At 62.5% G+C, this 24898-nt stretch carries 20 protein-coding genes; 13 read left to right on the plus strand and 7 right to left on the minus strand.

Annotated elements, in window-relative coordinates; all coding sequences use genetic code 11:
- The first annotated feature begins 56 nt into the window (after positions 1-56).
- The 7 genes from ATY76_RS15355 to ATY76_RS15385 all read left to right on the plus strand — a co-directional run bounded on the left by ATY76_RS15355 (position 57) and on the right by ATY76_RS15385 (position 10154).
- The gene (locus ATY76_RS15355) at positions 57-1643 is read left to right on the plus strand and encodes an AMP-binding protein (RefSeq protein WP_088675594.1); all 1587 of its coding nucleotides are present in this window, start codon (positions 57-59) and stop codon (positions 1641-1643) included.
- Positions 1644-1683: 40 nt separating this feature from the next.
- Positions 1684-2508, plus strand: a complete 825-nt coding sequence (locus ATY76_RS15360) for a p-hydroxycinnamoyl CoA hydratase/lyase (protein WP_088675595.1) — start codon at positions 1684-1686, stop codon at positions 2506-2508.
- A gap of 53 nt (positions 2509-2561) precedes the next feature.
- On the plus strand, positions 2562-3668 hold the full coding sequence (locus ATY76_RS15365) for an NAD(P)-dependent alcohol dehydrogenase (protein WP_088675596.1): 1107 nt from the start codon (positions 2562-2564) through the stop codon (positions 3666-3668).
- Between the two features lie 22 nt (positions 3669-3690).
- A complete protein-coding gene (locus ATY76_RS15370; RefSeq protein WP_088675597.1) occupies positions 3691-5130 on the plus strand; it encodes a coniferyl aldehyde dehydrogenase in 1440 nt (479 codons plus the stop codon).
- A 415-nt stretch (positions 5131-5545) separates the two neighbouring features.
- Positions 5546-7477: a diguanylate cyclase gene (locus ATY76_RS15375; RefSeq protein WP_088675598.1), complete on the plus strand. Its 1932-nt coding sequence runs from the start codon at positions 5546-5548 to the stop codon at positions 7475-7477.
- 110 nt (positions 7478-7587) lie between these two features.
- Complete coding sequence (locus ATY76_RS15380) at positions 7588-9882, plus strand: FdhF/YdeP family oxidoreductase (protein ID WP_088675599.1); 2295 nt, start codon at positions 7588-7590, stop codon at positions 9880-9882.
- The gene (locus ATY76_RS15385; RefSeq protein ID WP_088675600.1) at positions 9879-10154 is read left to right on the plus strand and encodes a hypothetical protein; all 276 of its coding nucleotides are present in this window, start codon (positions 9879-9881) and stop codon (positions 10152-10154) included. Before ATY76_RS15380 ends, ATY76_RS15385 begins: the two co-directional genes overlap by 4 nt.
- Here ATY76_RS15385 and ATY76_RS15390 read toward each other — a convergent pair.
- The 7 genes from ATY76_RS15390 to ATY76_RS15420 all read right to left on the minus strand — a co-directional run bounded on the left by ATY76_RS15390 (position 10151) and on the right by ATY76_RS15420 (position 17879).
- Positions 10151-11161 (minus strand): helix-turn-helix domain-containing protein, encoded by a 1011-nt coding sequence (locus ATY76_RS15390; RefSeq protein WP_088675601.1) that lies wholly within the window; start codon positions 11159-11161, stop codon positions 10151-10153. The two genes, ATY76_RS15385 and ATY76_RS15390, sit on opposite strands and share 4 nt — an antisense overlap.
- An 875-nt stretch (positions 11162-12036) precedes the next feature.
- Positions 12037-13290, minus strand: a complete 1254-nt coding sequence (locus ATY76_RS15395; protein WP_088675602.1) for a DUF3422 domain-containing protein — start codon at positions 13288-13290, stop codon at positions 12037-12039.
- Between the two features lie 27 nt (positions 13291-13317).
- On the minus strand, positions 13318-14397 hold the full coding sequence (locus tag ATY76_RS15400; protein WP_088675603.1) for a glycine betaine/L-proline ABC transporter ATP-binding protein: 1080 nt from the start codon (positions 14395-14397) through the stop codon (positions 13318-13320).
- Complete coding sequence (locus tag ATY76_RS15405; RefSeq protein WP_088675604.1) at positions 14390-15277, minus strand: proline/glycine betaine ABC transporter permease; 888 nt, start codon at positions 15275-15277, stop codon at positions 14390-14392. The genes ATY76_RS15400 and ATY76_RS15405 overlap by 8 nt, the downstream gene beginning before the upstream one ends.
- A 94-nt stretch (positions 15278-15371) precedes the next feature.
- Positions 15372-16373, minus strand: coding sequence for an ABC transporter substrate-binding protein (locus ATY76_RS15410; protein WP_088675605.1), 1002 nt, complete (start codon positions 16371-16373; stop codon positions 15372-15374).
- A gap of 68 nt (positions 16374-16441) precedes the next feature.
- Positions 16442-17236: a pyrroline-5-carboxylate reductase dimerization domain-containing protein gene (locus ATY76_RS15415; RefSeq protein ID WP_088675606.1), complete on the minus strand. Its 795-nt coding sequence runs from the start codon at positions 17234-17236 to the stop codon at positions 16442-16444.
- A 1-nt stretch (position 17237) separates the two neighbouring features.
- A complete protein-coding gene (locus ATY76_RS15420) occupies positions 17238-17879 on the minus strand; it encodes a TetR/AcrR family transcriptional regulator (protein WP_088675607.1) in 642 nt (213 codons plus the stop codon).
- 146 nt (positions 17880-18025) lie between these two features.
- On the opposite strand from ATY76_RS15420, the gene ATY76_RS15425 reads away from it, so the two are divergent.
- The 6 genes from ATY76_RS15425 to ATY76_RS15450 all read left to right on the plus strand — a co-directional run bounded on the left by ATY76_RS15425 (position 18026) and on the right by ATY76_RS15450 (position 24883).
- Positions 18026-20062, plus strand: coding sequence for an NADH:flavin oxidoreductase (locus tag ATY76_RS15425; protein WP_088675608.1), 2037 nt, complete (start codon positions 18026-18028; stop codon positions 20060-20062).
- Between the two features lie 100 nt (positions 20063-20162).
- Entirely contained in the window at positions 20163-20768 is a 606-nt protein-coding gene (locus ATY76_RS15430; RefSeq protein WP_088675609.1) for a dimethylsulfoniopropionate lyase, read from the plus strand.
- 31 nt (positions 20769-20799) lie between these two features.
- Positions 20800-21549: an electron transfer flavoprotein subunit beta/FixA family protein gene (locus ATY76_RS15435; protein ID WP_088675610.1), complete on the plus strand. Its 750-nt coding sequence runs from the start codon at positions 20800-20802 to the stop codon at positions 21547-21549.
- A gap of 25 nt (positions 21550-21574) precedes the next feature.
- Positions 21575-22504, plus strand: coding sequence for an electron transfer flavoprotein subunit alpha/FixB family protein (locus ATY76_RS15440; protein WP_088675611.1), 930 nt, complete (start codon positions 21575-21577; stop codon positions 22502-22504).
- A 16-nt stretch (positions 22505-22520) separates the two neighbouring features.
- Entirely contained in the window at positions 22521-23222 is a 702-nt protein-coding gene (locus ATY76_RS15445; RefSeq protein WP_088675612.1) for a dimethylsulfonioproprionate lyase family protein, read from the plus strand.
- On the plus strand, positions 23219-24883 hold the full coding sequence (locus ATY76_RS15450; RefSeq protein WP_088675613.1) for an electron transfer flavoprotein-ubiquinone oxidoreductase: 1665 nt from the start codon (positions 23219-23221) through the stop codon (positions 24881-24883). The genes ATY76_RS15445 and ATY76_RS15450 overlap by 4 nt, the downstream gene beginning before the upstream one ends.
- The last annotated feature ends 15 nt before the right edge of the window (positions 24884-24898 follow it).

The following is a 24898-nucleotide window of genomic DNA, read 5'->3' on the forward strand; positions in this document are numbered from 1 at the left end:
TGTTGCATACAAATTTGATGCCTGCCGCGGAGGAGCGGAGGGCATGGGAGGAGAAAATGGCGCATTCCTTTTCCGGGATCGCTTCGCCTGCGGATTGCGGGCTGGTGCAAGACGATCCGATCCTCTACCGCGCCCGCGTCGCGCCGGATCGTCAGGCTCTGTTCGAGATCGCCACCGGCCGGCAGCTCACCTATGCCGAACTCGATCGGCGGATCGCCCGCTGCGCCGGTTTCCTGAGCGTGATGCTCGGGGCGCGGAGGGACGGAGCGCGTGTCGCCATGCTGGCGCGCAATTCGATGGATTCGATCGTGCTCGCCTTTGCCTGCCAGCGCGCCGGCGCCGTCTATGTGCCGCTCAACTGGCGGCTCAACGCCGCCGAACTCCGGCCGATCCTTGCCGATTGCGCGCCGCTCATCCTGGTGCATGACGAGGAGTTTTCATCCGCCGTGGCGATCCTTACCGAGGCCGATCCCGAGATGACGGTGATTTCGACGGCCGATGGCCGGGCCGGCCTTGCCGCGCAAATCGAGGCGAGCCTGCCTGCCGGTCCGGTGCCCGCAGATACCGACGGAGCTTGCATCCTTCTCTATACGTCAGGCACGACGGGACAGCCGAAGGGCGTCGTCATCAGCCGCCGCAACGCCTTTTTCGCCGCGGTCAATTTTTCCTTCGTCGGCGAGATCGGACCGGGCTCCGTCGCGCTCTGCGACCTGCCGTTCTTCCACACGATCGGGCTGATCGCGGTGGCGCGCACCACCTTGATGCTCGGTGGCACGCTCGTCGTCTCCGACCGCTTCACGCCGGCACGCACGCTGGCTGCCCTTGCCGATGGTGAACGCGCCATCACCCATTATTTTGCCGTACCGCAGATCGCGCTCGCGCTACGTAACGATCCTGCCTATAGCGCCGCGGCTCTTTCCGGCCTGCACGCGCTCTTCGTCGGCGGCGCGCCGCTGACGCAGGCGCTGATCGAAAGCTATCTCGACGATGGCGTCGCACTGGTCAACGGCTACGGCATGAGCGAAGCGGGAACGGTGCTGCACGTGCCGATCGACCGGCGCGCGGTGCAGGACAATCCCGGCAGCGTCGGCCTTCCGGCGCCGCTGCTCGACATCCGCATCGTCGGCGAGGATGGCCGTGATGTCGGGGAGGGCGAGATCGGTGAATTCTGGCTGCGCGGACCGGCGGTAACGTCGGGCTATTGGAACAAGCCGCGGGAAACCGCGGCCGCCTTTACCGACGGCTGGTACCGCACCGGCGATCTCGGCCGGCGCGAGGCCAACGGCTTCTATCGCATCGTCGACCGGCTGAAGGACATGTACATCAGTGGCGGCGAAAATGTTTACCCCGCCGAAGTCGAGGCCACGCTCGCAAGCCATCCCGCCATTCTCGACGCCGCCGTTATCGGGGTTCCCGACGAAAGGTGGGGCGAATGCGGCGTCGCTTATGTCGTGCTGCGGCCGGCGGCTGCGGCAACGGGTGAGGAGATCGCCGGCCATTGCGCGGAAAGGCTCGCCGCCTTCAAACGCCCGGCCCGCATCCTCTTCGTCGAAACCATCCCCCGCACTGCCTCCGGCAAGGTGCAGAAACATGTTCTGCGCCAGCACCATTCCGAAGAAATCCTTCAACGACAGGCCCCGTAAAGCGGCCCCGGTCTCGTGCCGAAACCAATGGAGTGAACTCATGACTGAAAACACATCGCCGGTCCTGGTCGAATTCGATGGCGGCATCGCCTTCGTGACGCTGAACCGCCCGGAAAAGCGCAATGCGATGAATCCGGCTCTGAATGCCCGGATGCTCGAAGTGCTCGACGAACTCGAAGGCGACGAGCGCTGCGGCGTCCTCGTCCTGCGCGGCGCCGGCGAATCCTGGTCGGCCGGCATGGACCTGAAGGAATATTTCCGCGACAACGACGACAAGCCGCGCGATGCCACGCTGAAGGCGCGGCGCCAATCCGGCGGCTGGTGGAACCGGCTGATGTATTTCGAAAAGCCGACCATCGCTATGGTCAATGGCTGGTGCTTCGGCGGCGCCTTCACGCCGCTCGTCTCCTGCGACCTCGCCATTGCCGCCGAGGAGGCGAATTTCGGCCTTTCCGAGATCAACTGGGGCATCCTGCCGGGCGGCAACGTCACCCGCGCGGTGGCTGAGGTGATGCGCCATCGCGACGCGCTCTATTACATCATGACCGGCGAGCTGTTCGGCGGGCGCAAGGCTGCGGAAATGGGTCTCGTCAACGAGGCAGTGCCGCTCGCAGAGCTTGAAGCCCGCGTCCGCAAAATCTGCGCCAGCCTGCTCGAAAAGAACCCGGTGACGCTGAAGGCCGCAAAGGACACCTACAAGCGGGTGCGCAACCTGCCGTGGGAACTCGCCGACGACTATATCTACGCCAAGCTGGAGCAGATGCTGTTTCTCGACAAGACCAAGGGGCGCGACGAGGGGCTGAAGCAGTTCCTCGACGACAAGACCTATCAGCCGGGGCTCGGCGCTTACAAGCGCGGCGGCTGAGGCAGGCCCGGCATGGCCGGGCCGTTACGGATTGCTATCGGGAGGAGGAAGCAATGAAGATCCATGCCGCGGTGGCGCGTGCGCCGCATATGCCGTTTTCGCTGGAAAGCCTCGATCTGGAGGAGCCGCGCGAGGGCGAGATCCTGGTTCGTGTCGTGGCAACGGGAGTTTGCCATACCGACATCGTCATGCGCGATCAGTATTTGCCGGTGCCGCAGCCGGTCGTGCTCGGCCATGAAGGTGCAGGCATCGTCGAGCGCGTCGGGTTCGGCGTCACCAAGGTGGCGCCCGGCGATCACGTGGTCATGACCTTCAATTCCTGCGGTCATTGCCCGAGCTGCAACGATCACGAGGAGACCTATTGCCACGAATTCTTCCCGCGCAATTTCTTCGGTTCGCGGGCGGATGGTTCGAGCGGGCTTTCCTATCGGGGAGCGCGGGTGAACGGCAATATTTTCGGGCAGTCCTCTTTCGCCAGCCACGCGCTCTGCCATGAGCGCAACATCGTCAAAGTGCCTGAGGACGCCGATTTGGCGCTGCTCGGGCCGCTTGCCTGCGGCATCCAGACCGGCGCCGGGGCGGTCATGAATGCGCTCAAGGTCGAGCCGGGAAAGGTGCTCGCGGTTTTCGGCATGGGCTCGGTCGGCCTTGCCGCCGTCATGGCGGCGCGGATCGTCGGCGCGTCCCGGATCATTGCGGTCGATGTGAACGAAACGCGGCTGGCGCTTGCTGGTGAACTCGGTGCGACGGATATCGTCAAGGGCAAGACCGGCGATGCGGTCGCAGCGATCATGGCGCTGACCGGCGCCGGCGTCGATTATGCGATCGATGCCTCCGGCGTGCCTGCCGCGATCGATCAATGCGTGCGCGTGCTCGCGCCGCGCGGCACCTGCGGGATCGTCGGGGCCTCGCCGCACGGCGCGACGCTGACGCTCGATCTCACCCATATCCTCTCTGGCGGACGCCGGGTGCGCGGCATCGTCGAGGGTGATTCCAATCCCGATGTGCTGATCCCGCTCTTGATCGATCTTCATCGGCAGGGCCGCTTTCCCTTCGACAGGCTCGTCACCTTCTATGATTTCGCCGACATCAACCGGGCGGTGGAGGATTCGGAGAAGGGCATCGTGCTGAAACCGGTCGTGCGCCAGCCGGCCGCCTGACACCGTTCAAAGGGAGGAAAGAATGAACAGCGTCACCTCAATCGCCGCCGATACCAGCCCCGACGCCATGAAGGCGCTGCTTGCCCGGCAAAGGGCGTCGTTCCTGAAGGACGGGCCGCCTGACATTGCGACCCGCATCGATCGCATCGACCGCGTCATCGCCCTTCTCGTCGATCATAAGGATATGATTGCCGCAGCGCTGTCGGAGGATTTCGGCAGCCGCAGCGTCGAGGCGAGCCTGCTTCTCGATGTCTTCACCTGCGTCGGCTCGCTTAAATATGCCAAGACCCATCTTGCCGAATGGCTGAAGCCGGAAGAGCATGAGGCGCTGTTCCCGGATGCGGTGGCCCGGGTGATCTATCAGCCGAAGGGTGTCGTCGGCATCCTGAGCCCGTGGAATTTTCCCTATCAGCTCGCGCTTGCGCCGCTCGCCGGCATCCTTGCCGCCGGCAACCGCGCCATGATCAAACCGTCGGAGGTAACGCCGGCCTCTTCCGCGCTGATGGCCGAGCTTATCGCCCGCGCCTTCGACGAAACGGAGATCGCCGTCGTTCAGGGTGGGCCGGCGACGGGCACCGCCTTCACATCGCTTGCCTTCGACCATCTGATCTTTACCGGCGGCACCGCGATCGCCCATCATGTCATGCGCGCGGCGGCGGAAAACCTGACGCCGCTTACCCTCGAACTCGGCGGCAAATCGCCCGTCGTCGTCGGCCGTTCGGCAGATCTCGCGGATGCGGCGCGCCGGGTGATGACGGTCAAGACGCTGAATGCCGGCCAGATCTGCCTTGCGCCCGATCATGTCTATGTGCCCGAGGAAAGCGTCGAAGCCTTTGCCGAACATGCGGTTGCTGCGGTCGGTGCGATGTATCCGACGCTGAAGGAAAATCCCGACTACACTTCGATCGTCAATGCCCGTCATCATGCCCGCATCCGGGGTTTGATCGATGATGCGAGGGCCAAGGGCGGGCGTGTCGTAGAGATCAATCCGGCGGCGGAGAACTTCTCCCAGCAATCGGCCCATCGCATAGCGCCGACCCTGATCCTCGATCCCACCGACGACATGCGCGTGCTGCAGGAGGAGATCTTCGGACCCGTGCTGCCGGTCGTTGCCTATCGCGATATTGCCGAGGTTGTCGATCGTATCAATGCCGGGCCGCGCCCGCTGGCCCTCTATTATTTCAGCCAGGATCAGGAAGAGGAGCGTCGTGTCCTCGACAATACGGCCTCCGGCGGGGTGACGGTCAACGACTGCATGAGCCACGTCACGGCGGAGGGGCTGCCGTTCGGCGGTGTCGGTCATTCCGGCATGGGCGCCTATCATGGCAAGTTCGGCTTCCTCGCCTTTTCGCACCCACGCGCAGTCTATCATCAGAGCAAGATGGTGGAAGCGGAATACATGATGCGGCCGCCCTATGGCGATGCGATGCGCGGCTTCCTGGCCGCGGCGATCTGCAAGTAGCGGAGGATGCGCAACAACCATCGGTTTCCGCTGAAGCCGCATATCGCGCAAGGATAGTCTTATTGCGCAGGCCTATCCGAATAGCGCATGCTTGTGTCGTCGGGATAAGTTTCCCGGCGATGATGCGAGGCGTTGTTAAGCATGCGTTATATTCTGCGTGACAGCGTCGTTCTGGCGCCGACACCCCTCTGGCGGCCGGGTAGCGGAACTAGCAAACCGTGAAAATATTGCGAGGCTGCGGCAGCAACCGGGTTCAGGCCTTCCGGCCGATGCTCCGCGCCGCGTAATGAAATCAGAAAATGCCGCGGCATGACCGCCGCCGGCCGATCGAGGATCAATTTTTGAGCCATCAGCCTTTTTGCGGGAATGCAGGCCGATCGGTTCCGATTTAACCAAGCCCAAACCAGTTTTGCCTATGATGAGTTCGTTACATGTCTTGGAAGGTGGATCCAACGCGGTGAATGGCATCTGGACGCAATTTGGTGGCAACCTTTCATTCGTGTGCCTGGCAATTTCGCTCTGGGCGCATTTTTCGATCCAATTTCAGCACCGTTCGTTCAGGCAGGAAAAGATCGCTTTCGGCATCCTGGCCGGCAGCGCCTCCATCGGATCCATCTTGCTGGCGATCGAATTCATCCCCGGCATCTATATCGACCTGCGCTTTGCGCCTCTTGCTCTGGCCGGCCTGTTCGGTGGGCCGATCGCGGCGGCTTTTGCCGCATCGCTGGCGATCGCTTTCCGTTTTGTCGTCGGCGGCACGGCGATGATCGACGGGATCATTGCGATCGCTGCCGCGACCGGTGTCGGTCTGGCGGGTTACTTCTGGACACGCAAACGGTCTGCCGGGCTCCGCGATGTTGCGCTGGTGAGCCTGGCCCTCGGCGGCGCACTGGTCGCCTCGATGGCCTTGCTTCCCACCCTCGTGAAGGCCCATGTTCTGGCCGGCGTCGGGTTTCCCCTGACCTCCTTGAATTGCCTGGCGACCGTGCTCGGCGGCTTCGTTCTGCTGAAGACGCAGCAATGGGAGCTGGAGCGAAGCATATTGGTGACGGCATTTTCGCAGTCGCCGGACTATCTCTATGTGAAGGACCGCAACAGCCGCTTCATCACGGTCAATGAAAACATGACCCGCCTCTTCCGTTTCAGAACGACGGCGGAGATGACCGGATTGTCTGATTTCAATCTGATGTCGCAGCCGCTCGCTGAGGAACTGTATCATCTCGAGCAGCAGGTGATGGAAACGGGCAAGCCGCTGATCGATTCCAGCGAACGGATCGAAGGCCGTTTCCTGCTCGCTTCCAAAGTGCCGCTGCGGGACAAGCAGGGGCGGGTGATCGGCCTTGCGGGTGTCACGCGCGACGTCACCGAGCGTGCCGCGCTGGAGCGGCAATTGCGTGAAAGCAAGAACCTGCTGTCGCATGCGATGGCCAGCATGTCCGATGGCATTGCCATGTATGACAGCAAGGGTTTTCTTCTCTTCTGCAACGATCAGTATCGCGAAGCCTTCCCGCTCTCCGGGGATGCGCGCGTGGTCGGCGCCAACATCCGCGATATCCTGCGCCGCGTCATCGAAACCGGCGAGCGGCCTGGTGCTGTGGATGGCGATCTCGAGGAGTGGATCGAGCGCGCCAGCACTTCGCTTCACAGCAACAAGGACGAAGAGGTTCAGCTTCACAACGGCGATTGGCGCAGCATCCGCACACGGCTTGCGGAAGACGGTACGGCGATGGCCGTCGTCTCGGATATCACCGCGACGAAGCAGGCGGAAATCGCGCTCAGGCTGTCGGCCGAGCAACTGAAGAACCTCGCCGAAACCGACGGACTCACCGGCATGGTCAACCGCCGCGCCTTCGATGAGGCTTTCGCACGCGAGACCGCGGGCAGCGCCAGGAAGAACACGCCCTTCAGCCTGCTGATGGTCGATATCGACCGCTTCAAGGCCTATAACGACACCTATGGTCATCCCGCCGGGGATGAATGCCTGCGTGTCGTCAGCAAATGCCTGCGCCAGTCCGTCAGCCGCCCGGCCGATATCGTCGCGCGCTACGGCGGGGAAGAATTCGTGGTCTTCCTCCCCGACACCAGCGCCAAGGGAGCGATGATCGTCGCCGAGCAATTCGCGCGCCGCCTGGCTCAGGAGAATATCGTGCATACCGGCAGCGAATTCCAAAGGGTGACAGCGAGCATCGGCGTCTCCTGCGCGACGGGCGCCGTCCTGCGGACCAATCCGAACCGCCTGCTGACCGAGGCCGACGCGGCGCTCTACGACGCCAAGACGCAAGGCCGCAATCGCATTCTGGCGCACTCGCCGAACCATGATCGGCACGCCATCAAGGAAGCCGGCTAAACCGACAGCGAACATCGTCAGCCGCCTTCGTGCGTTTTGATAGATTTTTTCTATCGAACCATCATCCCTATGGCCTTGATGTTCTCCCCGCTTCGACAATAGAGGAGCGCATGGACGCAAAATTCATTGGCAAAAAATCGGCGGCAGCCGGCGGCTGGGGCGCTCTGAAGAGCTGCGGCAAGCAATTGCTGCAAAGCGGCATGCCCCTTTCAGGGGCGCGGACCATGCTGAAGGCGAACCAGCCGGATGGCTTCGATTGCCCGGGCTGCGCCTGGGGCGATCCGGAACACGGATCGTCGTTCGAATTCTGCGAAAACGGCGTGAAGGCCGTTGCGTGGGAGGCGACGGAAAAGCGGGCGACGCCCGCCTTTTTCGCGGCGAATACGGTGTCGCAGCTTCGCCAGTTGTCGGATTATGAGCTGGAGCTCAACGGCCGCCTCACTCATCCGATGCGCTATGACCGCACGAGCGACCGTTACCTGCCGGTTTCCTGGGAAGATGCCTTTGCCGAAATCGGCGGCATATTGAAGGGCCTCGACAATCCGAACCGGGCGGAATTCTACACGTCGGGCCGGGCGAGCAACGAGGCCGCCTTCCTTTACCAGCTCTTCGTGCGCGTCTACGGCACCAATAATTTTCCCGATTGCTCCAACATGTGCCACGAGGCGAGCGGCATCGCCATGCGCCAGGCGGTCGGCGTCGGCAAGGGCACCGTGCTTCTGGAGGATTTCGAAGAGGCCGATGCGATCTTCGTGATCGGGCAGAACCCCGGCACCAACCATCCCCGAATGCTCGGCGACCTCCGCCGGGCCGCACTTCGCGGCGCGCGCATCGTCGTCTTCAATCCGATCCGCGAGCGCGGCCTGGAGCGCTTCTCCGATCCGCAGGACAAGATCGAGATGATGCGCCGCGGCTCCACCGACATTGCCAGCCACTATCTGCAGCCGCAGCTCGGCGGCGACATGGCTGCGGTCCGGGGCATGGCGAAAGCGGTGCTCGCCGCGGAGAACGCCGCGCTCGCCGCCGGTCTGCCTTCCGTCCTCGATCACGCATTCCTTGCCGAACATTGCGCCGGTTTTGACGAATACCGGGCCGCCGTCGAGGCGACGAGCTGGGCGGAGATCGAAGACCAGTCGGGACTGAGCCGCGAGGAGATCGAGCGGGCGGCCGATGTCTATATCAAAGCCGAGCGGGTCATCTGCACTTGGGCGATGGGTGTCACCCAGCACCTGCATTCGGTGGCGACGATCCGCGAGATCGCCAATTTCATGTTCCTGCGTGGCAATATCGGCAAGCCCGGCGCCGGCCTCTGCCCGGTACGCGGCCATTCCAACGTGCAGGGCGACCGCACTGTCGGCATCAACGAGAAGCCGTCGGAGGATTTCCTCGACGCGCTGGAAAAGCATTTCGGTTTCACCGTTCCCCGCGAACACGGCCACAACGTGCTTGCCGCGATCGGGGCGATGCTCGACGGCTCGGCCGATGCCTTTATCGGGCTCGGCGGCAATTTCGCACGCGCCACGCCCGACAGCGCGCTCGTCGAACAGGCGCTGCGGCGGCTGAAGCTGACGGTACACATTGCGACCAAGCCCAACCATTCGCATCTCATGCCCGGCGAGACGGCCTTCATCCTGCCCTGCCTCGGCCGCACCGAGATGGATCGCGATGCTGCCGGCGGCTCCCAGCTCGTCAGCGTCGAGGATTCGATGAGCATGGTGCACGGGTCGGCCGGCATCAACCGGCCGGCCTCGCCGCATCTGCTCTCGGAAGTCGCCATCATCGCCGGCATCGCCGAGGCGACGGTCGGTTCCGCCGTGGTCGGCTGGGCCGGGCTTGCCGGCGATTACGACCTGATCCGCGATCATATCGAGGCGACCATTCCGGGCTTCGAGGACTACAATGCCCGTCTGCGCAAGCCGCGCGGCTTTCATCTGCGCAATGCCGCCGCTCATCGGGAGTGGGACACGCCGGCCGGCAAGGCGTCTTTCTCCTCCGAGGCGCTTCCCGAGGAGACGGTGCACCAGCGGGCGCGAAAGGGCGGCGAGCATTTTGCGCTGCAGACGTTCCGGTCGCACGACCAGTACAATACGACGGTCTACGGTCTCGACGACCGCTATCGCGGCGTCTACGGAGAGCGGCAGGTCATCTTCATTCATCCTGCCGACCTGGAGGCGATGAATGCCACAGCCGGCGACCGCGTCGATGTCGTCGGTGAGCATGATGACGGCATCGAGCGCATCGCGCAGGACTTCCGCTTCGTGCCCTATGACATTCCAAGGGGCAGCATTGCCGGCTATTATCCGGAATTGAACGTGCTCGTGCCGCTTGCCAGCGCCGGCAAGGAGAGCGATACGCCGACTTCGAAATCGATCATGGTGTCCTTCCGCCGGCGAAACGCCGCGTGAGCGAAGAGCCGTCGGAGGTCGACCGCTTTCTTGCCCTGGTCGCCAAGGCGCAGGAGCGGGATGATAGGCTGACCTCGATCCAGGCCGGTCTGCTCGTCGCAGCCGAACTGGGAATTGCAGAGGATAGCCGCTCCTTTGCGCGCCTGCTCGGGATTGCGCATTCCCTCGTGCTCAGGGAACTCAATGCGCTCACTGAGCGCGACGGCGTGCTTGAGATCGTCAAGCGGGATCCGAGGACGATGAGAGTGCACTATAAACTGTCCGAACCTTAAGCTCCGGCATATCGGCGGCCGACGCGCTTCCTGGTGTCGGAAGGATATTCCCCATAGGTCGACTTATAGACTGCGGAAAATCGGCCAAAATGGAAGAAACCCCATTTGAGGCAGATGGCTTTCATGGTGTCGGTGCTCTCGGGATCGAGCAGATCCTGCCGCGCCGCGCGTAGGCGCAGCGTCAGCAGATAGGCGGCGGGAGACGTTCCCCGGAACGCGCGAAAGCCGGTTTCGAGCGCCCGGCTGGATACGCCGGCCGCTTCGGCCACTTTCGGCATGGTGATCGGCTGATCGATATTGGCCTGCATGAATTCGATCGCCTTGCGGACATGGCGGGGAGCGATCAGGGCGGGTCCCTTGTCGAGGAAATGCGAAAGCCGGTTCGGCACCATGCGGACCACGAGATCGGCCAGCGCCTGCGTCATATGCGCCATGGCGATCGGCGATTGCAGCAGCGGCCCGTCGTCGCGCATGCCGATGGCGATCGTTTCGGTGAGGTTGCCGATCGTCCGGCCGGCCGGCGTGGAGAGATCGAGTTCGGGCAGCAGGTCGAGAGAACCGCTGAACGGTATCTCGAATGTCTGGCCGATCGTCTGGAGGATAACAGACCAGTTGATCAGCAATTCGTCGATGACATTGGACTGCCCGTGCATGATGACGCTGTCGGGTTCGAAATTGTTATAGAGAAGCAACTTGCCTTGCCCCGCTTCCGCGACGCGGGATCCATAGGCCACACCCATGCCGCCGCTGCGCGGCACGACGATCGACAAATACTCCGTCGTATCGGCGGTCGGCTCGATATTGAACTGAAACTCCGCCTCGTGATAGCCGGTGAGCAGGACAGCGGTGTCGGCGACCGAAAAATCCAATCCCCAATGGAAGTTCTGGGAGCGGCCGATGGGTGCTGCATCGAATGCGCCGAAAGCGCCGCCGAGCGTTTCAACCATGTTGTCGAAGGACGAGCCGCGGAAGCGAAACGAGAATGGCTGGGTGCTGGTTTCCGTCATGCTCTCCCCCGATTATTTTTATCTCGCTGCATCGAGCGGCGTGACGCCTGTTCCGCTTGGATGCGATGTCGCTGTACGTCCCTATTCATGCCCCGCAGCTGTTCATGGATGATCATTCTCCCTGAGATTTCGTCAGAGTCCAGCAGAAGGGATGATGGATGAGGCTTGGCCGGCGGAACTGCATTGAAATCAGCGGCTTGCGCAAGCCGGTGCAGCACGATCCGCTGTGCGGCAGGTGTGGTGAAAATCAGCTTGTGAATTGCGTTGTCGATCGTTCCATCCAGTCAGGTTTTTCGAGCCAGACGACAGGAACTGACAGAAGCGGGACCGGCTGGCAATCCGTCGATCTGCCGGTTTTTAGGTTGTTCCGATGGTAAAACGATTAGCCAAATTGCGCATGGCGGCCCGCCTGATTGCGCGCCATCGCCAAGTCGCCTGCCGAAGGTTCTAGTGGACCGCTCGACCCTTCGGCAGGCTGACAGGCATTGGTCATACGCACGGGATGGAGCGCGTATGGACTTATCCCCCTCCCATCACTTGGGGTGATCGATGGACGGGTTTGGCTTTAGGACCCTAGACCATCATGGTCCTGGTCGAGATCCATTGTATTGTTCCGCAGCCATGGAGCAATTGTCGGGTGCCGATATTGTCGGCAGATCGGCCTTTCGCGACGCAGTCTGGCCTGATCATGCGCAAAATGTATAGGCAGTCATCGCGCCCATTCTGCACGATCTCTACGCAAAGTGGACACGGATCGCAATTTTCTCATGAAGCGCGAAGGAAATCGCAACGCGGTTGTCTGCGTAACAATTTGCCCTGGACGCGCCGCGCGGTAAACCGATTCTGCCGGTGCCGACCGATGGGGAGATCGCGCGCTATTCGTGCGCTTTGAGGGGCGAGCCGGCAATGCTCCTGCGCACATGGCGAACCGCGGCCCAGACGGCGAAGAGCACGAGGGGGATGGCGCCGAGAACGGCAAGCTTCGCCACATGCGGATCGACGCCGAGCGCGGTAATGCTGTCGAGGCAGATCTTCGCCAGGCCGATGGTGTAATAGGTGATGGCGATGACGGAGAAGCCTTCGACCGCCTGCTGGATATGCACCTGGATGCGCGCCCGCTCTTCCATCGAGGTCAGAAGCGAAGCGTTCTGGTCCTCGAGCTGCACCTGCACCGTGGTTCTCAACAGATCACCGGCCAGGCTGACGCGTTCGGCCAATTCGTCGAGGCGGCGTTCGGCGGCGCTGACCGAGCGGACGGCCGGCTGAAAGCGTCGGTCGATGAAGGTGCCGATCCTCTGGCGCTGCTCGGCGCGCTCCTCGCGAAGCTCCGATATCCGGCTGGCGACGATCTCGGCATAGGCTTTCGTCGCGCCGAAGCGGTGGCGGGCAAGGGCGGAGAAGTTGAGGACGTCGGAAGAGAGCCTGGTCACTTCGGAGAGCAGCGCCTTGTCGACTTTGACGGCGCTCTGCATATGCGTGATCAAAAGATCGAGGCGCCGGTCGAAAGCCGAAAGCTGCGAGACGGTCTCGCGCGCCATCGGCAGGGCCAGCAGCGCCATCATCCGGTAGGTCTCGATCTCCAGGAAACGCCGGACCATGCGGCCGGTCCTGTAGGCGTTGAGATTGCGGTTGAAGAGCAGGAATTCGACGAAACCGCTGTCGCTCAGGCGGAAGTTAGAATGCACTTCCGCATCGCCGCCGCCGACCTTGGAGGCGACATAGTCGAGCTTCGGTCTTTCCAGAGCCTGCCCGTCCTTCTCGTCGCGTACCAGCACGCGGACGGCCGCGATGACCTTTCCGTCGATCTCGCGGCAGCAGGCCTGAAAGGCTTCAGGCGGGCCGCTGCCGGGCTCGGCCGATGCCGGAACGACGAAGGTGAGGGTCAGGAATTCGGTATGGGCTTCCCATTTCAACCAGCCGCCGCCGAAGCGGCCGATGCCGTGATTGCCCTGGTGGGTCGTGGAAACATCCTCCAATCCCGGCAGCGAAGCCGGGATCGGGGGAGGGGCGTTGTCGCCGACGATGGCGACATGCCAGACATCGGTGTCGCCGTCGAAATAGAGAGACGGCCGCGCGTGGAGTTCATTGTGCAACTCCTTGCGCAGCGGATGCTCGGAGCCGAATGGCATGCTGCGTCGTCTCTCCCTCGTGGTGCCTCAGAGCGCGACCGAAAGGGTGCTGTCGCGCCGATGACCGGTCTCTTGAGAGTTCACCATAGCACCGGCAAGTTGACGGAAGGTGACGAGACCCAAGGTTTCTCCGGATGGCGAAATCACGCGGGCATCGCCTTCCGGCGCGGACGCCAGCATGCGCACCGCCTCTTCGACCGTCGTTCCCGCCGCAATCGCCAGCCCGACGGGTGCGGCACCGGAATGCAGCGGCGTCATGACGGCTTCGACATGGATAACCCGGCCGCGGTTCACTTCCTTGACGAAGTTGGCGATGTATTCGTCGGCCGGGCGCAGGACGATGTCCTGGCTGGTACCCTGCTGGATGACTTCGCCGTCGCGCAGGATGGCGATCTGGTCGCCGAGGCGCAGCGCCTCGTCGAGATCGTGGGTAATGAAGACGATGGTCTTCTTGATCTCCTTCTGGATGTCGAGAAGAACCGTCTGCATATCCGTGCGGATCAGCGGATCGAGCGCCGAATAGGCTTCGTCCATCAAGAGGACCGGGGCATCGTTGGCGAGCGCCCGCGCCAGGCCGACGCGCTGCTGCATGCCGCCGGAGAGCTGGTTGGGATATCTCTGCTCGAAGCCCTTGAGGCCGACCCGCTCCAGCCAGCGCATGGCGATGTCGACGGCCTTGCCGCGCTCCATGCCCTGGACTTCGAGGCCGAAGATGGTGTTGTCGAGGACGTTGCGGTGCGGCAGCAGCGCGAACTTCTGAAACACCATCGCCGTCTGCTGCCGACGGAACGTCCGCAATTCGGTCTCGTTCATCTTCACGACGTCGACGCCGTCGACCAGCACTTCGCCTGATGTCGGGTCGATCAGCCGGTTGATGTGGCGGATGAGCGTCGACTTGCCCGAACCCGAAAGCCCCATGACGACCTGGATGCAGCCGGAGGGAATCTCGAGATTGATATCCCTCAGGCCGAGCACATGGCCGTATTTCTGGTTGAGTTCGGTCTTGGTCAGGCCTTTCTGAACCGCCTCGACATGCGCGGCGGGGGTGGGGCCGAAGATCTTGTAGAGGTTGCGGATCTTGATGCCGCCGAAATGATGCTCAGCCATGGACGGTCTCCCGATGCTTCTGGAGCCTTTTGCCATAAGCCTGGCTGACCCGGTCGAAGATGATGGCAATGCCGACGATGGCAAGGCCGTTGAAAATGCCAAGCGTGAAGTACTGGTTGGCGATCGCCTTCAGCACCGGCTGGCCGAGGCCCTGGACGCCGATCATGGAGGCAATGACGACCATAGCGAGCGCCATCATGATGGTCTGGTTGATGCCGGCCATGATGGTGGGAAGCGCCAGCGGCAGCTGCACCTTGAAGAGCTTCTGCGATCGCGAGGTGCCGAAGGCGTCGGCCGCTTCCAGCACGTCCTTGTCGACGAGGCGGATGCCGAGATCGGTCAGGCGGATCATCGGCGGGATGGCGTAGATGACGACGGCGATCAGGCCGGGCACCTTGCCGATGCCCAAGAGCATGACGACCGGGATGAGATAGACGAAGCTCGGCATCGTCTGCATGACGTCGAGGATCGGGTTGACGACGCGTTGCAGCCTGTCGGAGCGGGCCATCAATATGCCCATCGGAATGCCGATGGCGATGGAGAGCACGGTGCAGACGAAGATCATCGAGACCGTCCGCATCGTATCGTCCCACATGTCGAAGTAACCGATCAGCAGCAGGGTCACGAGACAGCCGAAGACGATCTTCAGGCTGCGGCTCGCAAACCATGCGATGGCGAGGATGATCGCGGTGATGATCGGCCACGGCGTCTGGGTCATGAAGCGTTCGGCGGCAATCAGGAAGTGCTGGAGCGGAACGAAGAGGCTTTCGATCCCGTCGCCGTAGCTGCGGGTGAATGCGCGAAAACCGTCGTCGATCGCCTTCTTCAGATTGCGAAGCGCGTCGTCGTTCATGTGCGGGAATTTATAAAACCATTCCATTCGGATCCCCTTTTTCTTCAAAGAGCCGTGGCAGTCTTTTTGATTTTATCGGCAGCGAGAGGCGGTGCGCTTTCGCGCACCGCGTAGTCGGTTGTTAAAGGGCAGCTTCGATCTTCGCGGCCGCCTCAGGCGAAACCCACTTGGTCCAGATGTCCTTGTTTTCTTCCAGGAAGTGCTTGGCGCCGTCTTCGCCGGTCGCCTGGTTGTCGGTCATCCAGGACATCAGCTTGTTGACCGTGTCGTTGCTCCAGGAGCGCTTCGCCAGATAGTCCATGACCTCAGGGCCGACCTTTTCGGAGAAGGGCTTGGCAACGAGCGTCACGACGTGGTCGACCGGCCATGAGGCGGCCTTCGGATCGGGGCAATCGGCAACGGTGATGCAGCGCTTCCACTCTGCCGAATCTTCCGGCACGCCGGCTTCGAGCTTGACCATATCATACTTGCCGAGCAGCGCGGTCGGCGCCCAGTAGTAACCGACCCAGCCTTCCTTGCGTTCGTAGGCCTTGGCGATCGAACCGTCGAGGCCGGCAGCAGAACCGGTGTCGACGAGGGTGAAGCCCGCTTTCTCGGCGCCGAAGGCCTTGTAGAGCTGCGAGGTGACGACCGTGCCGCCCCAGCCCTGCGGGCCGTTGACGATGGCGCCCTTCTTCGGGTCCTCCGGATCAGGGAAGAGTTCCGGATGCTTCAGCACGTCGCCGATGGTCTTGATGTCGGGATGGGCGTCGGCGAGATATTTCGGAATCCACCAGCCCTGTACGCCGCCGTCCGGCAGCGGCGAGCCGACCTGCACGATGCGGCCTTCTTCCGTGCCCTTCTTGACGACATCCGGCAGCAGATCGATCCAGGCTTCCGGGGCGATATCCGGCTGACCCTTTTCGGCCATGGAGGTGATCGTCGGGACGGTATCGCCGACGGTGATGTCAGCCTGGCAGCCGTAACCTTCGTTGAGGATGAACTTGTCCAGGTTGGAGAGAACTTCGGCGCTCTGCCAGTTCATGCTGGCGATGGTCACGCTGCCGCATTCGGCGGCGCTGGCGAAAGATGCACCACCGATCAGGCCGAGCGTCAGACATGTCGATGCGAGTAGTGTTTTCATTCTCGTTCCCTCTGTTTAGCGGCTGTACTTGATGAACGGGGCGCCGCAGTAACCCGCTCCAACGGTTTTCAGGAGGCGTCTCCCATACTTACCGATTTCGTAAATGCCGCCGAAAGACCATTGGCGACCGAGGCGTCGAACCCGGCGGCACGCATGGTTTCGATGGCTGCCGCGGTCGTGCCGCGGTAGTCGAGAAAGGTCTGAACGACATCGTCGGGCGACTCGTCGCGGCGCTCCAGCAGGCGCCCGGCGCCTGTCATCACCGTGTTGACGGCGCGGCGCGCCACATCTGCCGGCAGGCCATGGGCGACGGCATCGCGCATCATCGCGGCGGCGAGCAGCGCCGGGAAGGCCGGTCCGGATCCGGAAAGGCCGGTCAGGTAATCGATATCGCTTTCCCTTGCGACCTCGTCCTGCGATCCGCATGTCTCGAAAATGGCGCGCACGATAGCGCGGTCGTCTTCCGTGATGCCGCTCGCGCCGATCCAGGGCGTATAGGATTTCGCCACTTCGGCCGCGGCATTCGGCAGGGCGCGCACGACGCGGTTGGTCTTGTGCCGTGCGGCAAGGGCGGCGAGGCGAATGCCGGCCATGACCGAAATGACGAGCTTGCCGGAAGCATCGACCTCGAGGGGATGCCAGTCATCGGGGCGAACGGAGAGCAGGATCACGTCCGAACGGTCGGCAAGCTCCTGGCTGTCGGTCGTCCAGAAAGAATCCGGAAAACGGCGCGGCTGCTCCCTGCGATAGGAGAGGGAGAGATTTTGAGGAACGACCAGGCCGGAATCGAGGATCGAGCCGGCAATGGCTCCGCCAAGCCAGCCGCCGCCGCCAATGATGCCGATCCTCAAGGAAGCGCTCATCTCAGGTCTTCCTCTCACCGGGCTTATAGCCATGCCGCGAGAAGAAGCGGTCGAGCTCCCTCTGCTGCGGCACTTCGCCGGTGTAGATCGCGATATATTCCGGAATCCGTTTCATGCGGACGGCGAGTTCCTCCCTCGATTGCATCGATATGTAGCCTATCTGGACGAGATAAGTTGTCCGCGCTCTGACATCTGATGTCGTTTCTGGTAACCCGAAGCGCATGAACATGCGTTTTAGCGCCTCCAGCCGGATCTGATCGGCCTGCTGGACTTCGGCCAGAAGCTCGTCGGACTGGAGCGCCCAGCTGCGCACGGCAAATTCGAATTTGGCGTCGAAAAGATCGGTGTTGAGCCAGCAATCGAAGACGTTGAGCATCGCCTCGGCCAGCGATTCCGCATAGGCTTCCGACTGCTTGACGATGTTGCCGGTGTTTTTATCGCGCCAACGCGCCACCAGTGCGCTCAACAGTTCCTCCCGATCCTTGAAGAACCAGTAGAAGCTCGTTCGCGAGAGATTGAGCTTCTTTGCCAGCGGCAGAATCTTCACCGAATCGACGCCGGAATCGAGCAGGGAGTGGTAAGCTGCTTCCAGCCATCCTTCCTGCGATCCGCGCCAGCCGGTGTCGTTCAAAGCCTGCTCCATGCGTTATCTCCTATCAAATTCCGAGGCTGAGTGCAAGAAAAATGTACATCAGTGTCGAAAATAACGACTTCTTTGTTTTCAACATTGACACATATGTACATTGCGCTTAGCGTCTGCTCGACGTTTTTAATACGGAACCACGGCCCATGTCGAACGATCCTCTCCTTCAGCCCTATCAGCTCAAGCATTTGACGCTGCGCAACCGTATCATCGTGACCTCGCATGAGCCGGCCTATCCCGAGGATGGCATGCCGAAGGAGAAATATCGCGCCTATACGGTGGAGCGGGCGAAGGGCGGCGTGGCGCTGACGATGACGGCCGGCTCTGCCGCCGTCTCCAGGGACAGCCCGCCGGTTTTCAACAATCTGCTGGCCTACAAGGATGAGATCGTTCCCTGGATCAGGGAAATGACCGACGCCGTGCACGAAGAGGGGGCGGCGATCATGATCCAGCTCACCCATCTCGGCCGGCGCACGCGCTGGGACAAGGGCGACTGGCTGCCGGTCGTCGCTCCGTCGCATCATCGCGAGGCTTCGCACCGCGCCTTCCCGAAGAAGATGGAAGACTGGGATATCGAGCGGATCATCAAGGATTTCGCCGATGCCGCCGAGCGCATGAAGGCGGGCGGCATGGACGGCGTCGAGCTCGAGGCCTACGGCCACCTGATCGACCAGTTCGTGTCTCCGCTCACCAACGAGCTCGAAGGCCCCTATGGCGGCTCCTTCGAAAATCGTCTGCGCTTCTGTTTCGACGTGTTCAAGGCGATCCGGCAAAGGGTGGGCGAGGAGTTCATTCTCGGCCTGCGCTACACCGCCGACGAATGTCTTCCCGGCGGCACCGGCAAGGCCGAAGGTCTCGAATTCTCCAAGCGCCTGAAGGAAAGCGGCCTCATCGATTACCTGAATGTGATCCGCGGCCATATCGACACCGACGCGGGCCTGACCGACGTGATCCCGATCCAGGGCATGGCGAATTCGCCGCATCTCGATTTCGCCGGCGAAATCCGCGCCGTCACCCAGTTTCCGACCTTCCATGCGGCGAAGATCCCGGATGTCGCCACCGCGCGCCACGCGATCGCGGCCGGCAAGGTCGACATGGTCGGCATGACCCGCGCCCACATGACCGATCCGCATATCGTCCGCAAGATCATCGAGAAGCGGGAAGAGGATATCCGCCCCTGCGTCGGCGCCAATTACTGTCTCGATCGCATCTATCAGGGTGGCGCTGCCTATTGCATCCACAATGCCGCCACCGGCCGCGAACTGACCATGCCGCACATCCTGGCGAAGGCCGACGTGAAGAAGAAGGTCGTCATCGTCGGCGCCGGCCCGGCCGGTCTCGAGGCGGCGCGCGTCGCCGGGGAGCGCGGCCACACGGTCGTCGTCTTCGAGGCGGCGAACAATCCGGGCGGCCAGATCCGTCTCACCGCGCAGAGCGAACGCCGCAGGGAAATGATCAGCATCATCGACTGGCGCATGAGCCAGTGCGAAAAATACGACGTGACCTTCCACTTCAACACCTGGGCGGAAGCCGACACGATCGAGGCCGAAAGCCCCGATGTCGTCATCATCGCGACGGGCGGCCTGCCGCATACGGAGGTTCTCGCGAGCGGCAACGAGCTGGTGGTTTCCGCCTGGGACATCATCTCCGGCGATGTGAAGGCGGGCTCCAACGTGCTGATCTTCGATGATGCCGGCGATCATGCCGGTCTTCAGGCGGCGGAGTTCCTGGCCAAATCAGGCGCCAAGGTCGAGATCATGACGCCGGACCGGTCCTTCGCGCCCGAAGTCATGGCGATGAACCTGGTGCCCTACATGCGCTCGCTGCAGAAGTACGACGTGACCTTCACCGTCACCTACCGCCTGGAAGCCGTCGAAAAGAGCGGCAACCAGCTTGTCGCCCATGTCGGCAGCGATTACGGCGGGATTGCCCGGCAGCACAGCTACGATCAGATCGTCGTCAATCACGGGACCATCCCGCTCGACGAACTCTATTTCGAGCTGAAGCCCAGTTCGACCAATCTCGGCGAGATCTCGCACGACCAGCTTCTCCAGGGAGAGCCACAATCCGTCATTCGCAATCCGGAAGGCAAGTTCCAGCTGTTCCGCATCGGTGACGCCGTCGCTGCGCGCAATACGCATGCCGCCATTTATGACGGTCTGCGCATCGCGAAGGATATATGATCGCAGGATCGGCCGGTTCGCCGGCCGTTCGTCTGGAGCATGATGGCGGAAAGCTTAAGCCGGTTTCGGATGACGTCATGCTCCCAAGGGAGGGGATGGTATGAGTTCACGCAATGAAAACCTCCAGCATTTCCTGGAGGCGGCTTCCGTGGCTTTCGGCCAGTTCGCCAAGGCGCCGGAAGCCCGCCGCTCGCTCGACGGGTTCTTTGTCGCGCTGGAGCGCCCGGGGACTGCGCGGGCGGGCGAAGGCAGCCGTTTGCCGGTCTGCGCTGATCACCTCGATGTGGCGCTTTCGGCCGATAGCTCCTATGCTTCGCTGACGCAGTTGATCGAGCGGTTCAAAGGCATCGAGCCAATGCTTGAATGGCGCCGGCGCACCAAGTATGACCACACGGCCAGCGACAATTTCGTCGATGGGCATGCCAATGCCATGATCATCGGCCCGGGCGGATTGGAGGAGCGGAACGACCTGTGGCTCGGCGTGACATTGATGGCGCCGCACGTGCGCTATCCCGATCACGACCATGCGCCGGAGGAAGTCTATCTCGTGCTTTCCGAGGGGGAGTTCCAGCAGGGGGAGGGGGACTGGTTTTCGCCTGGTATCGGCGGATCGTTCTACAATATCCCGGGGATCAAACATGCCATGAGGTCGGTGGAGACGCCGCTCTTCGCCTTCTGGGCGCTGCTTGCCGACCGGCCGCACTGACGGCCGTCTAGAATTATAAGGGGTTCGCAAAATGAAGATTCTCGTCCCAGTCAAACGGGTTGTCGACTACAACGTGAAGATCCGGGTGAAGCCGGACGGCACGGGTGTCGAGCTTGCCAATGTGAAGATGTCGATGAACCCATTCGACGAGATCTCGGTGGAAGAGGCGCTGCGGCTGAAGGAGGCCGGCAAGGCTGAGGAAGTCGTGGTGGTGTCGATCGGCCCGGCCAAGGCCGAGGAGACGCTGAGGACGGCGCTCGCCATGGGCGCCGACCGGGCGATCCTGGTCGAGACCGACGATCAGGTCGAGCCGCTCGCCGTCGCCAAGATCCTGAAAGCAGTCGCCGATGCCGAGCAGCCGGGCCTCATCATCACCGGCAAGCAGGCGATCGACGACGATTCCAACCAGACCGGCCAGATGCTGGCGGCGCTGCTGGGTTCTGCCCAGGCAACCTTCGCCTCGAAGATCGAGATCGGTGACGGCAAGGCGACGGTCACCCGCGAGGTCGATGGCGGCCTGCAGACGATCGAGATCAAGCTGCCGGCGGTGGTCACCACCGACCTGCGGCTGAACGAACCGCGTTATGCCTCGCTGCCGAACATCATGAAGGCGAAGAAGAAGCCGCTCGACAAGAAGAGCCCGGCTGACTTCGGCGTCTCCACGATGCCGCGGCTGAAGGTGCTGAAGACCGAGGAGCCGAGTGGCCGCAAGGCGGGCGTCAAGGTCAAGTCGGTGGCCGAACTGGTCGACAAGCTGAAGAACGAAGCCGGCGTGCTGTAATCGGGCAGGAACAGGAGCAACTATCATGACCATTCTTCTTCTGGCCGACCATGACGGCAATCATCTCTCCGACCAGACCGCCAAGGCGCTGACGGCAGCCTCGCAGATCGGCGGCGACGTGCACGTGCTGGTCGCCGGCAAGGCCGCCAAGGCCGCGGCCGATCAGGCGGCGAAACTCTCCGGCGTTGCCAAGGTTCTGCTCGCCGAAAGCGATGCGCTTGCCAACAATCTCGCCGAGCCGCTGGCCGATCTGATCGTTTCGCTGGCCGGTTCCTATGACACGATCCTGTCTGCCGCCACCTCGGTCGGCAAGACGGTGCTGCCGCGGGTGGCCGCCCTGCTCGACGTTGCCCAGATCTCGGAGATCATCGAAGTCGTCTCCGCTGACACCTTTAAGCGGCCGATCTATGCCGGCAATGCCATCCAGACGGTGCAGGCCAGCGATGCGAAGAAGGTGATCACCGTGCGCACCGCCTCGTTCGCTTCGGCTGCTGAAGGCGGCTCGGCAACGGTGGAGGCGATCCCGGCCATCTCCGATCCGGGTCTGTCGCGGTTCGTCTCCGATGCGCTGTCGGCCTCGGAACGTCCGGAACTGACGTCTGCGAAGATCATCATCTCAGGCGGCCGGGCGCTCGGCTCGGCGGAGAAGTTCAAGGAGGTCATCCTGCCGGTTGCCGACAAGCTGGGTGCCGCCGTCGGCGCCAGCCGTGCGGCCGTCGATGCCGGTTATGCTCCGAACGACTGGCAGGTCGGCCAGACCGGCAAGGTGGTCGCCCCCGATCTCTATATCGCCGCCGGCATCTCAGGCGCCATCCAGCATCTGGCCGGCATGAAGGATTCGAAAGTGATCGTCGCCATCAACAAGGACGAGGAGGCGCCGATCTTCCAGGTCGCCGACTACGGCCTCGTCGCCGATCTCTTCGACGCACTGCCGGAATTGCAAAAGGCGCTCTGAGCGAAGGGGATCGAACGTGGCTCGCGCGGTAGGACGCCCAATCAAACCTGGTGCCGACCTTCTTCTGAACGATGACGCAAAGCCGGCCTATGTCCGGCTTCACGACATCGGCAGGGAAAGGCGGCCTCGGCCGCTGCAGGAATTCCTCAACGACGTCGGCGGACTGATGCTGTCGGCGGAAGCGCCGGCCGTCGCCAGTTTCGTCGCCGGCAAGGTTCTTCAACGGCTGCTCAAGACAGGCAAGATGCGCCCCGAGGGCCAGCCTCTTCCCGGTGCGCCCCAGGGGCTCGATGATGCGATTGGCCATCTTGCGAAATCGGGACGGAAATACGAGGCGATCGCCGGCCAGTTCCAGGCTCTCGCCGACAAGCTGCTCTGGAGACGCGGCCGCTCCGGCCCGTTTGCAAGCCTGAATTTCGGCAACACCCATTCCCATGCGGTGCTCGTCGGCCCCGGCGGCATGGAGGAGCGCGCCGATCTCAGGGTCGGCGCGATCTATATGGATCGCTACACCCGTTTTCCCGATCATGTTCAGACGCAGCCGCGCGCCTTCCTTCTGCTGTCGCCGGCAGAAATCTCGCTTGGCGATTCCCAGTGGTTTTCTGCCGCTACCGGCACAGTCTTCGCGAATGATGCGGGGCAATCCTTCGCGATAAGATGCACGGCCCGGCCGCTTCTCGCAGTCTGGTGCCAGGTCGAGCCGGAGACGAATGGATGAGCGAGATGACAGATCTGCCCGAACGCGAGAGCATGGAATTCGACGTGGTGATCGTCGGCGCCGGTCCGGCCGGTCTGGCGGCGGCGATCCGGCTGAAGCAGGTCAATCCGGAACTATCGGTCGTCGTCTTGGAGAAGGGCGCCGAGGTCGGCGCCCATATCCTCTCGGGCGCCGTCGTCGATCCGATCGGCATCGACCGGCTGCTGCCCGGCTGGCGCGAGGATGCCGATCATCCCTTCAAGCCCGAAGTGACCGACGACCAGTTCCTGTTGCTCGGGCCCGCCGGCTCGATCCGTCTGCCGAATGTCATGATGCCGCCCTTGATGAACAACCATGGCAATTACATCGTCTCGCTTGGGCTCGTCTGTCGCTGGCTGGCGGGCAAGGCGGAGGAACTCGGCGTCGAGATCTATCCGGGCTTTGCCGCCGCCGAAGTGCTCTACGACGACAAGGGTGCGGTGATCGGTGTCGCCACCGGCGACATGGGTATCGAGAAGAACGGCGAGCCGGGACCGAACTATACCCGCGGCATGGAGCTGCGCGGCAAATATACGCTGATCGGCGAAGGCGTGCGCGGTTCGCTCGCCAAGCAGCTGATCGCCAAGTTCGATCTGCAGAAGGACCGCGAGCCGCAGAAGTTCGGCATCGGCATCAAGGAGCTCTGGCAGGTCAAGCCGGAGAACCACAAGCCGGGCCTAGTACAGCACTCCTTCGGCTGGCCGCTCGGCATGAAGACCGGCGGCGGCTCCTTCCTCTATCACCTCGAAGACAATCTGGTGGCGGTCGGCTTCGTCGTTCATCTGAACTACAAGAACCCCTATCTCTATCCTTTCGAGGAGTTCCAGCGCTTCAAGACGCATCCTGCCATTCGCGGCACCTTCGAGGGCGGCAAGCGGCTCTCCTATGGCGCGCGTGCCATCACCGAGGGCGGCTACCAGTCGGTGCCGAAGCTTTCCTTCCCCGGCGGGGCGCTGATCGGCTGTTCGGCCGGTCTCGTCAACGTGCCGCGCATCAAGGGCAGCCACAATGCGGTGCTGTCAGGCATGCTGGCGGCCGAGAAGCTGGCCGCAGCGATTGCATCAGGCCGCAGCCATGACGAGGTGGTGGAGATCGAGAAGGAATGGCGGGCGACCGACATCGGCAAGGACCTCAAGCGTGTCAGGAACGTCAAGCCGCTGTGGTCGAGGTTCGGCACGGCGATCGGCGTGGCGCTCGGCGGTCTCGACATGTGGACGAACCAGCTCTTCGGCCTTTCGCTCTTCGGCACGCTGAAACATGGCAAGACCGATGCTGAAAGCCTGGAGCCGGCCTCCCAGCACAAGCCGATCGCCTATCCGAAACCGGATGGGGTGCTGACCTTCGACCGGCTGTCCTCGGTGTTCCTGTCGAACACCAATCACGAGGAGGACCAGCCGGTGCATCTTCAGGTCAAGGACATCGGCCTGCAGAAGGCTTCCGAACTCGGCATCTATGCCGGCCCGTCGACGCGCTACTGTCCGGCCGGCGTTTATGAATGGGTGGAGAAGGACGGCGACAAGATCTTCGTCATCAACGCCCAGAACTGCGTGCACTGCAAGACCTGCGACATCAAGGACCCCAACCAGAACATCAACTGGGTGCCGCCGCAGGGCGGCGAGGGGCCGGTCTATCCGAATATGTGACAACCCTATTTAATT

It is taken from the genome of Rhizobium sp. R339, assembly GCF_002211395.1.
In the GTDB taxonomy this organism is placed as follows: domain Bacteria; phylum Pseudomonadota; class Alphaproteobacteria; order Rhizobiales; family Rhizobiaceae; genus Rhizobium.

What these genes read in the sequence shown, in the direction of transcription:
- ATY76_RS15355 (WP_088675594.1), top strand. Translation starts at nt 57, where the DNA reads ATGGCGCATTCCTTTTCCGGGATCGCTTCGCCTGCGGATTGCGGGCTG.
- ATY76_RS15360 (WP_088675595.1), top strand. Translation starts at nt 1,684, where the DNA reads ATGACTGAAAACACATCGCCGGTCCTGGTCGAATTCGATGGCGGCATC.
- ATY76_RS15365 (WP_088675596.1), top strand. Translation starts at nt 2,562, where the DNA reads ATGAAGATCCATGCCGCGGTGGCGCGTGCGCCGCATATGCCGTTTTCG.
- ATY76_RS15370 (WP_088675597.1), top strand. Translation starts at nt 3,691, where the DNA reads ATGAACAGCGTCACCTCAATCGCCGCCGATACCAGCCCCGACGCCATG.
- ATY76_RS15375 (WP_088675598.1), top strand. Translation starts at nt 5,546, where the DNA reads ATGATGAGTTCGTTACATGTCTTGGAAGGTGGATCCAACGCGGTGAAT.
- ATY76_RS15380 (WP_088675599.1), top strand. Translation starts at nt 7,588, where the DNA reads ATGGACGCAAAATTCATTGGCAAAAAATCGGCGGCAGCCGGCGGCTGG.
- ATY76_RS15390 (WP_088675601.1), bottom strand. Translation starts at nt 11,161, where the DNA reads ATGACGGAAACCAGCACCCAGCCATTCTCGTTTCGCTTCCGCGGCTCG.
- ATY76_RS15395 (WP_088675602.1), bottom strand. Translation starts at nt 13,290, where the DNA reads ATGCCATTCGGCTCCGAGCATCCGCTGCGCAAGGAGTTGCACAATGAA.
- ATY76_RS15400 (WP_088675603.1), bottom strand. Translation starts at nt 14,397, where the DNA reads ATGGCTGAGCATCATTTCGGCGGCATCAAGATCCGCAACCTCTACAAG.
- ATY76_RS15405 (WP_088675604.1), bottom strand. Translation starts at nt 15,277, where the DNA reads ATGGAATGGTTTTATAAATTCCCGCACATGAACGACGACGCGCTTCGC.
- ATY76_RS15410 (WP_088675605.1), bottom strand. Translation starts at nt 16,373, where the DNA reads ATGAAAACACTACTCGCATCGACATGTCTGACGCTCGGCCTGATCGGT.
- ATY76_RS15415 (WP_088675606.1), bottom strand. Translation starts at nt 17,236, where the DNA reads ATGAGCGCTTCCTTGAGGATCGGCATCATTGGCGGCGGCGGCTGGCTT.
- ATY76_RS15420 (WP_088675607.1), bottom strand. Translation starts at nt 17,879, where the DNA reads ATGGAGCAGGCTTTGAACGACACCGGCTGGCGCGGATCGCAGGAAGGA.
- ATY76_RS15425 (WP_088675608.1), top strand. Translation starts at nt 18,026, where the DNA reads ATGTCGAACGATCCTCTCCTTCAGCCCTATCAGCTCAAGCATTTGACG.
- ATY76_RS15430 (WP_088675609.1), top strand. Translation starts at nt 20,163, where the DNA reads ATGAGTTCACGCAATGAAAACCTCCAGCATTTCCTGGAGGCGGCTTCC.
- ATY76_RS15435 (WP_088675610.1), top strand. Translation starts at nt 20,800, where the DNA reads ATGAAGATTCTCGTCCCAGTCAAACGGGTTGTCGACTACAACGTGAAG.
- ATY76_RS15440 (WP_088675611.1), top strand. Translation starts at nt 21,575, where the DNA reads ATGACCATTCTTCTTCTGGCCGACCATGACGGCAATCATCTCTCCGAC.
- ATY76_RS15450 (WP_088675613.1), top strand. Translation starts at nt 23,219, where the DNA reads ATGAGCGAGATGACAGATCTGCCCGAACGCGAGAGCATGGAATTCGAC.